This window comes from Ottowia sp. SB7-C50, from assembly GCF_033110285.1.
Lineage (GTDB): Bacteria > Pseudomonadota > Gammaproteobacteria > Burkholderiales > Burkholderiaceae_C > Ottowia.
Genome location: NZ_CP136995.1, coordinates 269,667 through 285,513, shown reverse-complemented (window position 1 = coordinate 285,513; position 15,847 = coordinate 269,667). Strand labels below are relative to the sequence as shown.

At 68.2% G+C, this 15,847-nt stretch carries 11 protein-coding genes and 1 pseudogene; 5 read left to right on the top strand and 7 right to left on the bottom strand.

The features are described 5' to 3' along the window. Positions 1–40: 40 nt before the first annotated feature. From R0D99_RS01330 to R0D99_RS01320, 3 genes are all read left to right on the top strand, one after another. Complete coding sequence (locus R0D99_RS01330; protein WP_317751173.1) at positions 41–1,018, top strand: hydroxymethylglutaryl-CoA lyase; 978 nt, start codon at positions 41–43, stop codon at positions 1,016–1,018. Between the two features lie 59 nt (positions 1,019–1,077). Next, positions 1,078–2,034: a tripartite tricarboxylate transporter substrate binding protein gene (locus R0D99_RS01325; protein ID WP_317751172.1), complete on the top strand. Its 957-nt coding sequence runs from the start codon at positions 1,078–1,080 to the stop codon at positions 2,032–2,034. Positions 2,035–2,121: 87 nt separating this feature from the next. Then, the gene (locus R0D99_RS01320; protein WP_317749627.1) at positions 2,122–3,087 is read left to right on the top strand and encodes a tripartite tricarboxylate transporter substrate binding protein; all 966 of its coding nucleotides are present in this window, start codon (positions 2,122–2,124) and stop codon (positions 3,085–3,087) included. A gap of 67 nt (positions 3,088–3,154) precedes the next feature. Here the strand turns inward: R0D99_RS01320 and R0D99_RS01315 are convergent, their stop codons facing one another. Beyond that, positions 3,155–5,023 carry a potassium transporter Kup gene (locus tag R0D99_RS01315; RefSeq protein ID WP_317749626.1) on the bottom strand — a complete coding sequence of 623 codons (1,869 nt, stop codon included), beginning with the start codon at positions 5,021–5,023 and terminating at the stop codon, positions 3,155–3,157. Positions 5,024–5,192: 169 nt separating this feature from the next. After that, a pseudogene (gene gshA, locus R0D99_RS01310) lies at positions 5,193–6,489 on the bottom strand (glutamate--cysteine ligase). Positions 6,490–6,776: 287 nt separating this feature from the next. Between gshA and R0D99_RS01305 the strand changes: the two are divergent. Next, positions 6,777–8,114 carry a TrkH family potassium uptake protein gene (locus R0D99_RS01305; RefSeq protein WP_317749625.1) on the top strand — a complete coding sequence of 446 codons (1,338 nt, stop codon included), beginning with the start codon at positions 6,777–6,779 and terminating at the stop codon, positions 8,112–8,114. Continuing rightward, positions 8,104–8,799: a TrkA family potassium uptake protein gene (locus tag R0D99_RS01300; RefSeq protein WP_317749624.1), complete on the top strand. Its 696-nt coding sequence runs from the start codon at positions 8,104–8,106 to the stop codon at positions 8,797–8,799. Before R0D99_RS01305 ends, R0D99_RS01300 begins: the two co-directional genes overlap by 11 nt. A 460-nt stretch (positions 8,800–9,259) precedes the next feature. Here the strand turns inward: R0D99_RS01300 and R0D99_RS01295 are convergent, their stop codons facing one another. The 5 genes from R0D99_RS01295 to leuS all read right to left on the bottom strand — a co-directional run bounded on the left by R0D99_RS01295 (position 9,260) and on the right by leuS (position 15,743). Continuing rightward, on the bottom strand, positions 9,260–10,582 hold the full coding sequence (locus tag R0D99_RS01295; protein WP_317749623.1) for a glutamate-5-semialdehyde dehydrogenase: 1,323 nt from the start codon (positions 10,580–10,582) through the stop codon (positions 9,260–9,262). Positions 10,583–10,785: 203 nt separating this feature from the next. Then, positions 10,786–11,151, bottom strand: coding sequence for a hypothetical protein (locus R0D99_RS01290; RefSeq protein ID WP_317749622.1), 366 nt, complete (start codon positions 11,149–11,151; stop codon positions 10,786–10,788). 89 nt (positions 11,152–11,240) lie between these two features. Then, the gene (holA, locus tag R0D99_RS01285; protein WP_317749621.1) at positions 11,241–12,311 is read right to left on the bottom strand and encodes a DNA polymerase III subunit delta; all 1,071 of its coding nucleotides are present in this window, start codon (positions 12,309–12,311) and stop codon (positions 11,241–11,243) included. 193 nt (positions 12,312–12,504) lie between these two features. Next, positions 12,505–13,047, bottom strand: coding sequence for an LPS assembly lipoprotein LptE (gene lptE / locus R0D99_RS01280; protein WP_317749620.1), 543 nt, complete (start codon positions 13,045–13,047; stop codon positions 12,505–12,507). Between the two features lie 2 nt (positions 13,048–13,049). Then, the gene (gene leuS, locus R0D99_RS01275; protein ID WP_317749619.1) at positions 13,050–15,743 is read right to left on the bottom strand and encodes a leucine--tRNA ligase; all 2,694 of its coding nucleotides are present in this window, start codon (positions 15,741–15,743) and stop codon (positions 13,050–13,052) included. Positions 15,744–15,847 lie beyond the last annotated feature (104 nt).

Below are 15,847 nucleotides of genomic sequence, written 5' to 3'. Positions count from 1 at the left end.
GCTCATCCAGCAATGGCTGGCCGACCGGGGGGTTGGTGAAATGACGGGCCTCTGGCACGGCGCCGCGCGCCGCATCCACATCCAGGAAGTGGGCACGCGCGACGGCTTGCAGATGGAGGCGCAGTTCGTGCCGACCGAGGACAAGATTGCGCTCATCGACGCGCTGTCGGCCACGGGCCTGGCGAAGATCGAGGTGACTTCGTTCACCTCGCCCACCGCCATTCCCGCGCTGCGCGATGCCGAGATCGTGATGCGCGAGATTCAGCGCGCGCCGGGCGTGGTCTACACCGCGCTGGTGCCCAACGTGCGCGGCGCCGAGCGCGCCATCGAGTCGCGCACGGACGAGCTGAACCTGGTGATGTCCACCAGCGAGACGCACAACCTCGCCAACCTGCGCATGACGCGCGAGCAGTCGTTCGCGGGGTTGGTGCAGGTGGTGCGCGCGGCGCAGGCAGCGCGCGTGCCGGTGAACGTGTCGCTGTCCTGCGTGTTCGGCTGCCCGATGGAGGGCGACGTGCCGGTGGACGGCGTGTTCGGCTGGGCGCAGCGCTTTGTCGACCTGGGCGTGCAGGGGTTGACGCTGTGCGACACCACCGGCATGGCGTACCCGACGCAGGTGGCGGCCATCACGCGCGCGGCGCGCGAGCGCTGGCCGGGCATGGAACTGACGCTGCACTTCCACAACACGCGCGGCATGGGGCTGGCCAACGTGCTGGCCGGCATCGACGCGGGTGCGGACCGCTTCGACACCTCCCTCGGCGGCCTGGGTGGCTGCCCCTACGCGCCCGGCGCCACGGGCAACGTGTGCACCGAAGAGATCGTGCACGCGTTGGACCTGATGGGTTACGACACCGGTGTCGATCTGCCCGCGCTCATCGCCGCGTCGCAGCGCCTGCCGGACTTGATCGGCCACGATGTGCCGAGCCAGATCGTCAAGGCCGGACAGCGGCTCGACCTGCACCCGGTGCCGGCCGATTTCGACACCATTCGCGAGCGGGCGCTGGCCCGCACAGCTTGAAAAACTGTCACGCATTGCCAAGGAGACCCATCTTGAAGCTTCACCCCCACCGCCGGGTCATGACCCTATCGCTGCTGCTCGCGGCGTGCTGCCTCGCGCTGCCGCTGCAAGCCGAGGAGCGCTTTCCGTCCAAGCCGATCACCCTGGTGGTGCCGCAGGCGGCCGGCGGCGCCAACGACGCCATCGCACGCGTCATCGGCCAGAAGCTGTCGCAGCAACTGGGCCAGTCCGTCATCATCGACAACCGCCCCGGCGCGGGCGGCAACATCGGCACCGCCTTCGTCGGCAAGGCCAAGCCCGATGGCTACACGCTGCTGGTACAGGCCGACAGCGCGCAGGTCATCAACCCGTGGCTGTACAAGAACACGGGCTTCGACCCCGTGAAGGATTTCGAGCCCGTGGCGCCGCTGGCGCATGCGGGTTACGCGCTGGTGGCGCACCCGAGCTTTCCCGCCAACAACGTGAAGGAACTGATCGCGCTGGCCAAGGCGGCGCCGGGTAAGTACAGCATTGCCTCGGCCGGCAATGGCACGCTCAACCACCTGATCGGCGCCATGCTGGAAAAGGCCGCCGGCATTGACCTGACGCACATCCCCTACAAGGGCTCGGCCGCTGCCGCCACCGACGTGGTGGGCGGGCAGGTGCCGCTGTCGGTGCAGTCGCTGCCGTCGTCAATTTCGTTCATCAAGAGCGGCAAGCTGAAGGTGCTGGGCGTGGTGAATGAAAAGCGCGTGAAGGCGCTGCCCGATGCGCCGGCCATTGGCGAAACCCTCAAGGGCTTTGGCAAGACGCCGTGGTACGGCATGTTCGCGCCGGCCGGCACACCCAAGGCGGTGGTCGAGCGCCTGCAGGCCGAGGTGCTGAAGGCACTGGACGACAAGGACGTGATCGACAAGCTGGCCGGCGTGGGCGCCGAGCCGTTCAAAGGGTCGCCCGCCGAGCTGGGTGCGCTGGTCAAGTCCGACCTGGCCCTGTGGAAGCAGGTGGTGGCCGATACGGGCGCCAAGGTGGACTGAACACACGGCTCACACAACAAACGGGCGTCTAGCGCTTGCCAGACAAGCGCCAGACGCTATTAAATTCAAAGCACAAGGAGACACACCATGCACATGCACCGCAAACACTTCATCGCCCTGGCTGCCGCGCTGTTCGCGGGCGGCGCGTGGGCGCAGGGCTATCCCACCAAGCCCATCACCTTCGTGGTGCCCGCCTCGGCGGGCGGCACGACGGACCTGTCGGCGCGCATGCTGGCGCAGGCGCTGGGGCCGGCCCTCGGCCAGTCGGTGGTGGTGGACAACAAGGCCGGCGGCAACGGCGCCATCGCGGCGTCCATCGTCAAGCGCGCGCCGGCGGATGGCTACACGCTGCTGATGCAGTATTCGGGCTATCACGTCATCTCGCCGCATCTGACCAAGGCGCGGCAGTGGGAGCTGGCCGACTTCCAGCCCATTGCCAACGTGCTGTCGGCGCCGCAAATCATCGTGGTGCGCAGCGACGTGCCGGCCAGGACACTGGCCGAACTGGTCGCCTATGCCAAGTCCAACCCCGGCAAGCTCAACTACGCCTCGTCTGGCAACGGTTCGCTGCAGCACGTGACAGGCGCCATGCTGGAGCAGCAGGCCGGCATCCACATGGTGCACGTGCCCTACAAGGGCACCGGCCCGGCGCTGCAGGATCTGCTGGCCGGCCAGGTGCAGCTGACCTTTGGCACGGCCCCGCCCTTCATGCAGCACATTGCCAGCGGCAAGCTGCGTGTGCTGGCCGTCACCGGCAAGGAGCGCCTGCCCAGCCTGCCCGACGTGCCCACCACCGCGCAGGCCGGCTACCCCAAGCTGACGCCCGATTCGTGGTTCGCCCTGTTCGCGCCGGCCGCGATGCCCAAGGACATTGCCGCCAAGCTGAGCGCCGATGTGCAGAAGGTGATGGCCGACCCGGCCTTCAAGCAAAAGGCGCTGGAGCAAGGCGCGACGGCCGATTACCAGACGCCCGCGCAACTGGACGCCAAGGTCAAGGCCGACTATGCCAACTGGGCGACGGTGGTGAAGACGTCGAAGATCGAGGCGGACTGATTCGCTCGCAGCTACTGAAAACGTAGCGTACAGCGAAGAAACGGCGCCCGTGTGGCGCCGTTTTTCTTCAGATTTCAACCTTGGAGCCCAGCTCCACCACCGCGTTGCTCGGCAGCTTGAGGAATTCCGCCGCCGCGCTGGCGTTGTGGTGCATCTGCGCGAACAGCTTTTCGCGCCACGGCGCCATGCCCTTGCCCATGGTGGGCACCACGATGTCGCGCGACAGGAAGTAGCTGGTCGTCATCGGTGTCAGGTCGATGCCGCGGCCTGTGATGTGCGACAGCGCCTTGGGCAGGTTGGGGTCGTTCTTGAAGCCGTAGTGGACGATCACCTGCCAGCAGTCGTGGCCGAGCGGCTCGACTTCCAGCCGCTTGTTCAAGCCGATCCAGGGTACCTCGTGGCTGCGGACGGTGACGAACAGGTTCTGCTCGTGCAGCACCTTGTTGTGCTTCAGGTTGTGCAGCAGGGCGTTGGGCACCGTGCCGGGCTCGGCGCTCATGAACACGGCGGTGCCGGGCACGCGGGTGGGCGGTGCGACGAAGATGGATTCCAGAAAATCCGTCAGCGACAGCGAGGTTTCGTGCAGCGACTGGTTCAGCAGCGCGCGGCCGTCCTTCCAGGTCACCATCAGTGTGAACACCACGCCGGCAATCACCAGCGGGAACCAGCCGCCGTGCGTGAGCTTCATGAGGTTGGAAGCCCAGAACAGGATGTCCACCACGAAGAACATGCCGGTGGCGCCGATGCACAGCAGCAGCGGCAGCTTCCAGGCGTAGCGGATCACGAAGAACGTGAGCACCGTGGTGATCAGCATGTCGGTGGTCACCGCAATGCCGTAGGCCGCCGCGAGGTTGCTGGACGAGCGGAACAGCCCCACCGCCAGCACGATCAGCACGAACAGGCCCCAGTTGACGAAGGGCATGTAGATCTGGCCGGTTTCCTTGACGCTGGTGTGCTGCACCTGCAGGCGCGGCAGGTAGCCCAGCTGGATGACCTGCTTGGTCACGCTGTAGGCGCCCGAAATCAGCGCCTGCGAGGCGATCACGGCCGCCGCCGTGGCCAGGATGACCAGCGGAATCTGCGCCCAGTCGGGGGCCATGTTGAAGAACGGGTTCTTCACCGCCTCAGGGTCGGCCAGCAGCAGCGCGCCCTGGCCGAAGTAGTTGAGCGTGAGGCAGGGCATGGCGATGAAAAACCAGGCGATGCGGATCGGCTTCTTGCCGAAGTGGCCCATGTCGGCGTACAGCGCCTCGCCGCCCGTCACGCACAGCACCACGGCGCCCAGGATGATGAAGGTGATGCCGGGGTGCTGCCAGGTGAACTTCCAGGCGTACCAAGGCAGCAGGGCCCACAGAATCTCCGGGTGGCCGATGATGTGCCACAGGCCCAGCGCGCCGATCACCACCAGCCACAGGATCATGATCGGGCCGAAGAACTTGCCGATGTCGGCCGTGCCGCGCTTCTGCACGAAGAACAGGCCGAACAGGATGATCAGCGTGAGCGGGATCACCCAGTCCTTGAACGCGGGCGACACCACCTCCAGGCCCTCGACCGCCGACAGCACGGTGATGGCCGGCGTGATGACGCCGTCGCCATAGAACAGGCAGGCGCCGAAGATGCCCACCAGGAGCATCTTGTTGCGCAGCGCCGGCCGGTCGGCCACGGCGCGCGAGGCCAGCGTCAGCATGGCGATCAGGCCGCCCTCGCCGTTGTTGTCGGCGCGCAGCACCAGCAGCACGTATTTGACCGAGACGATGGTGGTCAGGGTCCAGAACACCATCGACAGGATGCCGTAAATGTTGTCGGGCGTGAACTCCACGTGGCCCGAGCCGAACACCTCCTTGATGGTGTAGAGGACGCTGGTGCCGATGTCGCCAAAGGCCACGCCGATGGCCGCAAGCGTCAGCGCGGCGATGGAGGATTTCGAGTTGGACACAGCAAAAAGTTCCGGCAGGCGATGGCTGATCCGGACACGGCAGCTACGGTGACGCGCATTGTGCGCCAGCGCGGTGGCACTGCGGCTGACGAAAGACGAACCGCATCGCGTCAGCCCGGCGACTGTCGCGCGGCGGCAACTGATGCCCGCGGCCGCGGCAGAACGCCGCTCAGTCGTCCGTGTGGAGGGCGGGGTCGGTGGCTTCCAGCTCGTAGCTGGCGGCCACCAGCGCCACGCGGGCGATCACGCCGTACATGTAGAACCGGTTGGGCGCGCTGGCGCCCGGCTTCATGCCGGGGCGCGGCAACTGGTTGCTGCCGTCGAAGGCCAGCGGCACGTAGCGCGCGCCGGGGGCGTTGAGGTTGTCTTCCTCGCCGCGACCGGCGTGGATGCGGTAGAAGCCGCCCACCACGTAGCGGTCGACCATGTAGACCACCGGTTCAGCCACGGTCTCGTTCATGCGCTCGTGCGTCATCACGCCTTCCTGGATGATGACGTCGCTGCCCAGCGGCAGGTCGGCCAGCGGCGCGCCCTTGTCGCGCGGTGAGCGCGCCAGCGCGTCCAGTTCCTTGGCGTCGCGCACGGTCATGATGCCCATGCCGCGCGTGCCGTTGTCGGCCTTGACCACCACGAACGGCCGCTCGCTGATGCCGTATTCCTTGTACTTGCGGCGGATCTTGACCAGCAGCGCATCGACGTTGGTGCGCAGGCATTCCAGGCCATCCGGTGCGCCCGGGTCGATCTGCCCGCACGAGGCGAACAGCGGGTTGATGAGCCAGGGGTCGATGCCGAGCAGCTTGCCAAAACGTTTGCTCACTTCTTCATAGCACTGGAAGTGGCGGCTCTTGCGGCGCACCGTCCAGCCGGCGTGCAGGGGCGGCAGCAGGTACTGCTCGTGCAGGTCTTCCAGAATGCCCGGCACACCCGCCGACAGGTCGTTGTTGAGCAGGATGGTGCAGGGGTCGAAGTGCTTCAGCCCCAGGCGGCGCGGCGTGCGCAGGGCGGGCTCCAGCACCAGCTTTTCGCCATCGGGCAGCTTGAGCGTCGTGCTTTTCTTGACCGCCGGGTCGATGGAGCCGAAGCGCACGTTCAGCCCGGCCATGCGGAAGATGTCCTGCAGCCGCGCCAGGCTGGCCAGGTAGAAGCTGGAGGGCTTGCCGTTTTCCGGCACGATCATCAGGTTGCGTGCCTCGGGGCAGATCTTCTCGATCGCCGCCTGCGCCGCCTGCACCGCCAGCGGCAGCGTCTCGGGCGACAGGTTGTGCCAGCCGTCGGGGTACAGGTTGGTGTCCACCGGCGCCAGCTTGAAGCCGGCGTTGCGGATGTCGACCGACGCGTACAGCGGGGGGGGTGTGCTCCATCCATTCCAGCCGGAACCAGCGCTCGATGACCGGCGTGGCGTCGAGGATGCGCTGCTCCAGCTCGTTGATGGGACCGGACAGGGCGGTCACGAGATGTGGGACCATGGATTGTTGAGCAGGGGAGGGGCCGAGGGACTGCGCGCGCCGGTTTCCACGGGCGGCAGATCATTGTAGGCGGCGGGCTCGGCGTCCTGACGCAGGGCCGCCCGGTCCGTCGTGGGCGGGGTCACGCAAACCCCAAGCCGAACCGCGCCGGCCCAGCGCTACCATGGCGGCGGTTTGCCGACGCCCGCTTCCCGCTGACGCGCTCGATTCCCCCCCGAACCTTTCGCTCGACGCCTTGAACGATTTCCGAACGCCCCCCCGACGCCGCGCCCATCGGTGCCGCGCCAGTGCGTGCCGCCCGGCCACTGCACCCGGCGCTGGTGCTGGTGATCGCGTTCCTGGGCGTCATCGCCGTGGGTACGCTGGTGCTGCTGTTGCCCCTCTCGCGTGCAGAGCCCGGCAGCGCCCCCTTCATGACGGCGCTATTCACGGCGTGGTCGGCGGTGTGCATCAACGGGCTGGGCGTGGTGGACACCGGCACCTACTGGTCGGGCTTCGGGCAGGCGGCCATCCTGTGCATGATCCAGCTGGGCGGCTTCGGCATGATGACCTCGGCCACGCTGCTCATCCTGTGGGCCGGCGGCGCCATGCGGCTGCGCTCGCGCCTGCTGCTGCAGGCCGAGACGCGCTCGCTCTCGCTGGGCGACGTGGGCAGCGTGGCGCGCGTGGTGTTCGTGGTGACGGCCGCCGTCGAAGCGCTGGTGGCGCTGTGGCTCACGCTGCGCTTTGCGCTGGGCTACGGCATGCCGTGGGGCCAGGCGGCGTGGTACGGCGTGTTCCACGCCATCTCGGGTTTCTGCAACGCCGGCTTTTCGCTCTGGCCCGACAGCCTGTCGCAATTCGTGCGCGACGGCTGGGTGCTGGTGCCCGTCATGTGCGCCATCGTCATCGGCGGGCTGGGCTTTCCGGTCATCCACGAACTGTGGCATTACCGGGGCCGGCGCGAACACCATTATTCGATGCACACGGTGCTGACGCTGTGGGGCTCGGCCGCGCTGGTGCTGGTGGGGGGCGCGCTGGTGCTGGCGGCGGAATGGGACAACGCCAAGACGATGGCGCCGCTGGACGTGCCCCACCGCCTGCTGGCCGCGCTGTTCACCTCGGTGGCGGCGCGCTCGGTGGGTTTCAACGCCATCGACACCGGCGCCATGACCGACGATTCCTTCGTGGTGCATTACCTGCTGATGTTCATCGGCGCCGGCAGCGCGGGCACCGGCGGCGGCGTCAAGGTGACGACCTTCTTCATCCTGCTGGTGGCGGTGTGGAGCGAAATCCGCGGCAACGCCGACACCGAGTTCCGCGGCCGCCGCATCACTCCCGCGGTGCTGCGCCAGGCGCTGACCATCCTGGTGCTGAGCGCGGGCGTCATCGTGCTGGGCCTGCTGATCGTCATGCCGATGACCGACGAGCGCTATGAAAAAGTGCTGTTCGAAGTGGTGTCGGCCGCGGGCAACGTGGGTTTGTCCACCGGCATCACCGCATCGCTGCCGCCCGCGGCGCAGATGGTGCTGCTGCTGCTGATGTTTTCCGGCCGCGTCGGCGTGATCACGCTGGCCGTGGCGCTGGCCGCGCGCAACCACCGGCCGCGCATCCGTTACCCCGAGGAGAAGCCCCTTGTTGGATAAGTTCAAGACCGCCACCCAGCGCCGCCCGGCCAATCCCGCCGGCTCGATCATGGTCATCGGCCTGGGGCGCTTTGGTCAGGCGGTGGCGCGCTCGCTGGTGCGGCTGGGCCACGAAGTGCTGGCGGTCGATTCGCGCCTGCCCACGGTGGAATCGCTCGCCGACGAGTTGCCCAACATCGTGCAGGCCGACTGCACCGACATGGACACGCTGCGCCAGCTGGACGCGCACAGCTTCGCGCACGTGGTGGTGGCCATCGGCCAGGACCTGGAGGCCAGCGTGCTGACGGTGCTGAACCTGAGCCAGCTGAACGTGGCGGACATCTGGGTCAAGGCCTCGACCGCGCAGCACGCCCGCATCGTCGAGCGGCTGGGCGCGCACCACGTGATTTTCCCCGAAGCCGACATGGGCGCGCGCGTGGCGCATCTGGTCACCGGCAAGATGATCGACTTCATCGAGTTCCTCGACGGCTTTGCCATCGCCAAGACCCGCGCGCCGGCCGAAATGCATGGCAAGGCGCTGGCCGAATCGCGCATCCGCCAGAGCAAGCTGATCACGGTGGTGGGCCTCAAACGGCTGAACCAGGACTTCCTCTACGCGCAACCCGAAACCGTGGTCGAGCCCGACGACCTGCTGGTGGTGGCGGGCGCCACGGCAGACGTGGAGCGTTTTGCCGCGGGGACCTGAGCCCCCCTGAGGCGGCCTTCGGCCGCCTTCCCCCCCAGGGGGACAACGCCTGCGGCCGGCACAGGTCCGGCCGCGGCGTTCCCCGCATGGCCTGCTCCGCGGCCTTTTGATTCGAGCGCCAGGCCGAGCGCAGCGATGGCCCGAGAGGATTTGAACTCCCCTCTGGCCGTGCCGAGAAGCGCAGGGCGTGGGGCGGGCGCGGCAGCGCAGCATGCCGCGCTTCGTGCTCTGACTCGCTGCGGCTGTCCGAGCGGCGCGCGAAGCGCGAAGCGAGTTCCGCAGCGCCGCCCCGCGCCCGAGCATCGCAGGTTGCCCCGCAGGGGACACGGCCAGTGGGGCCGCCTCTTCTTTGGTTACTTTCTTTTGGCGGAGCAAAAGAAAGTGACTGCGCCGCCGGGCGCACATCCCGGCCGACAGCGCATCCAGCCAACGTGACGATTCAAGCGCTAAGGAACAGCCCTCAGCCCCGCACTTCCCCCTCCCCCATCACCACCCACTTCAACGACGTCAACCCCTCAATCCCCACCGGCCCGCGCGCATGAAACTTGTCCGTGCTGATGCCGATCTCGGCGCCCAGCCCGTACTCGAAGCCGTCGGCAAAGCGCGTGCTGGCGTTGACCATCACGCTGGCCGAATCCACCTCGCGCACGAAGCGCTGCGCGTGCATGTGGTCGCGCGTCACGATGGCGTCGGTGTGGTGGCTGCCGTAATGGTTGATGTGCCCGATCGCCTCGTCCACACCGGCCACCACCTTGATGCTGATGATCGGCGCCAGGTATTCCTCGAACCAGTCCGACTCCTGCGCCGGCACGACCAACGCTTCATTTTTTATAGCTGCCTGCGCTTGCTGGCCCAGCGCAGGCGCGGCTTTTTCCTTCAAGATCGACAGCGCCTCTTCATCGCAGCGCATCTGCACGCCCTTGGCGGCAAACACCGCGCCGATGCGCGGCAGGAAGGCGCCCGCCACACCGCGCGCCACCAGCAGGCTCTCGGTCGCGTTGCAGGGGCTGTACTTCTGCGTCTTGGCGTTTTCCACCAGCCGCAGCGCCATGTCCAGGTCGCACGGGTCGTCGACGTAAGTGTGGCAATTGCCGTCCAGGTGCTTGATGACGGGCACCTTGGCCTCGGCGGCCACGCGCTCGATCAGGCCCTTGCCGCCGCGCGGAATGATCACGTCGACGTATTCAGGCATGGCCACCAGCAGGCCCACGGCGGAACGGTCGGTGGTGGGCACCAGTTGCACCGCTTCGCTCGGCAGGCCCGCCGCCGTCAGCGCCTGGCCGACCAGCGCGGCCAGCGCCTTGTTGGATTCGACCGCTTCAGAGCCGCCGCGCAGGATGCAGGCGTTGCCGCTCTTGATGCTGAGGCTGGCCGCTTCGATGGTCACGTTGGGCCGGCTTTCGTAGATCATGCCGAACACGCCGATGGGCACGCGCATCTGGCCGACACGGATGCCGCTGGGCTGCTGGCGCATGGCGACCACGTCGCCGATCACGTCGGCCATGGCGGCCAGCTGCTCGCAGCCTTCGGCACAGGTTTCGATGATCTGCGGCGTAAGCTTGAGCCGGTCCACCATCGGCTCGGCCAGGCCAGCGGCCTGCGCACGCGCCAGGTCGCGCTGGTTGTCGGCCTGCAGTGGGGCGACGTGGGCGCGCAGCAGGCGGGCCAGTTCGCGCAGCGCCTGGTTGCGCACGGCGGCGGGCGCGCGGGCCATGGCGCGCGAGGCCTGGCGGGCCTGCAGGCCCAGCAGTTGCATGGTTTCGGCGACGTTGGGGGCGTTCATGACCCGATTTTCGCAAAAAGCGCGTTCGCGTTAAGGCGACGCTGAATAAGTCCCCCGCGCAGGCTGGCGCTGTGGTTTGGGATGGGCCGCCAGGCGCACACCGCAGCCACAGCGTGGGCTATGGCGAGGATTTGCAACGCCGCAGACCGCCCCCATCCACAGATGCCCGCACCGCGAGGGGCTTGTTCAGCCTTGCCTTCAAGTCAGCGGCAGGGCACGACCTGCGCGTCGCGCGCCGGGGCCATCGGCGCCAGCCCCAAGCCCTGCGCACGGGCCAGGTCGCTGGCCGCGATCTCGAACACGTTGAGCTCGTCCGTGCCGGCGCCGCACACGGCGGCCCGCATGCGGCCGTCGCTGCCGCACGTGGCCGACCGCACGCGCAGGCCGGCGCGCTCCAGTTCGGCGCGCATGGCCTCGGGCGGCGTGCCGCGCGCGCCGCACTGCACCGCGCCGCGCGACTTGAACACCTGCACGGTGTCGCCCGGCGGCGGTGCCGGCGCCGAGCAGGCGGCCAAGGCGAACAGCACTGTGAGGGCGGACAGGGCAGAAACGGCGTGCGGTGCAGACATGGGACGAGCGAAAGGCGAGTCGGGTGGCGTCCATCCTACGCGAGGGCTGCCGCCGATGCCAGCCGCCCCACGCCCGCCGCGCCGCCCGCTCAGCGCGCGCGCTGGCCGACGCCCGCGCTGCAGGCGCCGCACAGGCTCTGCGCCAGGCGATGCAGCGCCTGCCAGGGCTCGTGCGGCCAGCCGGGGTGCTTCAGCCCCTTGACGATGCCGTCCACCAGATGCGCGGCGTGCAGCAGGTTGGCCAGCTGCACGTCGGTCATGCGCGGCAGCACGCGCTCGAACAGCCGCTCGCGCAGGCCCCAGATGCGTTGCTCGCGCAGCGCCATGGGCAGCGGCCGGCCGTCGGCGATGGCGTCCTTCACGCGCTTCAGGGCGCGGATGTCCTCGGCCAGCGTGTAGTGAACCAGCACTTCGGGCTCGCCCTCGGCGTGCAGCCCGTCCAGCATGCGCTGCACGCGGGCGCGCTGGCCGCCCAGCACGGCTTCGGACAGCTTGAAGACGTCGTAGCGCGCCACGTTCAGCACCGCCGCCTCGATCTGCTCCTGGCTCAGTTCGCCGACCGGGTACAGCAGGGCCAGCTTGCTGATTTCCTGGTGCGCCGCCAGCAGGTTGCCCTCGACGCGGTCGGCAAAGAAGGTCAGCGCGCGCTGGCCGGCGTCGCCCGGCTGCACGCGCTGGCCCTGCGCGGCCAGGCGCTGCGCGATCCACTGCGGCAGCGCCGCGCGTTCGATGCCGTCGATCTGCACCGTGGCGCCGGCGCCGTCCAGCGCGGTGAACCACGCGCCGTTGCGGGTCTGCTTGTCCAGCCGCGGCAGCAGCACCAGCGTCAGCGTGCTGTCGTTGCCGGCCACGCTGTCGGCCAGCTGCTGCAGCGCCGCGCTGCCGTCCTTGCCCGGCTTGCCGGACGGAATGCGCACCTCAACGATCTGCTTGTCCGCGAACAGGCTCAGCGACTGGCCGGCCGCCAGCACCGCGCTCCAGTCGAAGTGCGCGCCCGTTACGGTGTACACCGTGCGCTCGGTGTAACCCTGCGCGCGCGCGGCCGCGCGAATGGCATCGGCCGCCTCCTGCTGCAACAGCGGCTCGTCGCCGTGCAGCGTGTACAGCGGCCGCAGGCCTTTCTGCAGGTGGGCGGAGAGTTGGGTGGCGGCGAGTTGCATGGCGTCAGCGAATCAGAACAGGCCGTGGCCCTTACCCCACCCCTCTCCCAGAGGGAGACCGAGCCAGCCCCACGCGCCCGCGCAGCGCGGCGCCCTTCGCGGGCACCCGCGGAGCGGGCTTGCCCCGGCCGCAAGGTGCGTCCCCCCTCGCGCAGCAGAGGGGGGAAGGCGCCGCAGGCGACTCAGGGGGGGGTCATACTTTTACAGTGGCCAGACGCCGCAACACCTGCTGCACCACGTCGCTCTGCATGTTCTGGTAGAGCATCAGCGCTTCCTGCTCCTTCGACAGCGCGGCCGATTCGCTGTAGCTCTGGTCGATCTGGCGCATGATCTCGGTGAAGGGCAGCAGCTCGCGCCCGTCCGGCGTGCGCAGCCGAAAGCGGAAACGGATGCGCAGCTGCACCTCGCGCACTTCACCCGTGCCGGTGATGCTGACGACGACGCGGTCGCGTACTTCGCCCGTGCTTTCCAGCACCACGTCGGCCTGGGCGGCCTGCGCGGCGTCGGTCAGCACCTTCAGGCGGCCCGTGCCTTCCAGCTGGCGCCGCAGTTCGATGGCCAGCGCCGACGTGGTCGGCATCGCCAGCAGAATGGTCTTGAAGGCGAATTCAGGCGCCTTGCGCAGCTGAAAGCCGCAGCCCGCCAGCAGCGCCGCGCCGCACGCGGCCGCGCCCGCGGCCAGCACGCGCCGCCGCTCGGGGACGATGGCGTTAGAAAGATCGGGGCGGCGCGCCATGCTCAACCCGTGACCACGTTGACCAGCCGGCCCGGCACCACGATCACGCGCTTGATGGCCTGCCCGCCGCCGTGCCTGGCAAAGGCTTCGCTGGCCAGCGCGATGCGCTCAATCTCGTCCTTGCTGGCGCTGGCGGGCACCACGACGGCGCCGCGCAGCTTGCCGTTGACCTGCAGCATCAGCTCGACTTCGTCCTGCTTCAGCGCCTCGGGGTCGACGCGCGGCCAGGGCGCGTCGAGCAGTTCGCCCTGCACGGCGGCAAAGCCCAGCCCGTGCCACAGCGCGTGCGCGATGTGCGGCGTGACCGGCGACAGCACGCGCACCAGCTTCGAAAAGCCCTCGGCCAGCGCCGCCTTGTCGCCCGGCGAGCCGTCGGGCTGGAAGGCCTCCAGCGCGTTCAGCAGCTTCATCGCGCCCGACACCACGGTGTTGTACTGCAGCCGCTGGTAGTCGTAGTCGATCTGCCCCAGCACGCTGTGCACTTCGTGCCGCAAGGCCTTGGCGTTCTTGCTGAATTCGATGCCATTCTGGGCGGCAGCGCTGGCCAGGATTGCGCTGGCAGCTGCATTTTCCATAGCATTCAGCTTGACGCCGAAGTTCCACACGCGGCGCAGGAAGCGGTAGCTGCCTTCGACGGCGGCGTCGTTCCACTCCAGCGTCAGCTCGGGCGGCGACGTGAACATGGTGTACAGGCGCGCGGTGTCGGCGCCGTACTTCTCGATCAGCTCCTGCGGGTCGACGCCGTTGTTCTTGGACTTGGACATGGTGCCCACGCCCTCGTAGTCGATGGCGGTGCCCGCGGGCAGGTTGCCCACGTCCTTGGTGAGGCGCGCGCCCACCTGCTTGCCGTCGGCGTCGAACACCGGTTCGACGTCGGCGGGCCAGAAGTATTCGATGCCGCCGCGCTCGTTGCGGCGGCTGTAGATGTGGTTGAGCACCATGCCCTGCGTCAGCAGCTTGGTGAAGGGCTCGTCGATCTGCACCAGCCCCAGGTCGCGCATCACCTTGGTCCAGAAGCGCGCGTACAGCAGGTGCAGGATGGCGTGCTCGATACCGCCGATGTACTGGTCCATCGGCATCCAGTACTGCGTGCCGCCGGCCACCATCGCCTGCGCGTTGGTGGGGTCGCAGTAGCGCATGAAGTACCACGACGAATCGATGAAGGTGTCCATCGTGTCCGTCTCGCGCCGCGCCGGCTGGCCGCAGCAGGGGCAGGCGACGTTCAGGAACGCCTCACACTTGTTGAGCGGGTTGCCGCTGCCGTCGGGCACCAAGTCCTGTGGCAGCACCACGGGCAGCTCCTTTTCGGGCACCGGCACCGTGCCGCAGGCGTCGCAGTGGATCATGGGGATCGGCGTGCCCCAGTAGCGCTGGCGGCTGATGCCCCAGTCGCGCAGGCGCCAGGTGACCTTCTTGTCGCCCAGCCCCTTGTCGTGCAGCGCCTGGGCCACGGCGTCCACCGCGTCCTGGTAGCCCAGGCCGCTGAAGTTGTCGGAATTGATGGTGACGCCGTTCTGCTTGTCGGCGTACCAGTCCTGCCAGCGGGTGAAGTCGTACTCCTCGCCATCGACCTGCACCACCTGCTCGATCGGCAGGCCGTACTTCAGCGCGAAGGCGAAGTCGCGTTCGTCGTGCGCGGGCACGCCCATCACGGCACCGTCGCCGTAGCCCATCAGCACGTAGTTGCCGACCCACAGCGGCACGGCCTCGCCGGTGATCGGGTGCGTGACGTGCAGGCCGGTGGGCATGCCCTCCTTGTCGCGCGCGGCCAGTTCGGCCTCGGTGGTGCCGCCCTGGCGGCATTTCTCGATGAAGGCGGCCAGCGCGGGGTTGGATTGGGCGGCGCGCGCGGCCAGCGGGTGCTCGGGCGCGACGGCGCAGAAGGTGACGCCCATGACGGTGTCGGCGCGCGTGGTGAAGACGTACATGCGGCCATCGCCGATCAGCGCGCCATCAACGCCGCGGATGTCGTGCGGGAAGGCAAAGCGCACGCCCTCGCTCTTGCCGATCCAGTTTTCCTGCATCAGCCGCACGCGCTCGGGCCAGCCTTCGAGCGTGGCCTTGGGGTTGCCAATCTGCACGTGGTCGAGCAGCTCCTGCGCGTAGTCGGTGATCTTGAGGTAGTAGCCGGGGATTTCCTTCTTCTCGACCAGCGCGCCGGTGCGCCAGCCGCGGCCGTCAATGACCTGCTCGTTGGCCAGCACGGTCATGTCCACCGGGTCCCAGTTGACGACCTGGGTCTTGCGGTAGGCGATGCCTTTTTCCAGCATCTTGAGGAACAACCACTGGTTCCACTTGTAGTAGCTGGCGTCGCAGGTGGCGACTTCGCGGCTCCAGTCGATGCCCAGGCCCATCGACTGCATCTGGCCCTTCATGTAGGCGATGTTGTCGTAGGTCCACTGCGCGGGCGGCACGCCATTCTTCAGCGCGGCGTTCTCGGCCGGCAGGCCGAAGGCGTCCCAGCCCATGGGCATCAGGACGTTGAAGCCCTTCATGCGCAGCTGCCGCGCCAGCATGTCGTTGATGGTGTAGTTGCGCACGTGGCCCATGTGCAGCTTGCCGCTGGGATAGGGCAGCATGGAACAGGCGTAGTACTTGGGCTTGGACGCGTCTTCCGTCACGCGGTAGGCGTCGCGCTCGCGCCAGTGCGCCTGGGCGGCCCGTTCAACGTCCTGATGGTTGTATTTCTCTTGCATGGGCAAATTGTAGGCGCGCGCGCCGCGGCCACCGCGCACCGGGCGTGCGGCGATTTACTATGTTTTTGGTAGCTGTCGGCGCTGGCTCAATCAGCGCAGGCGGC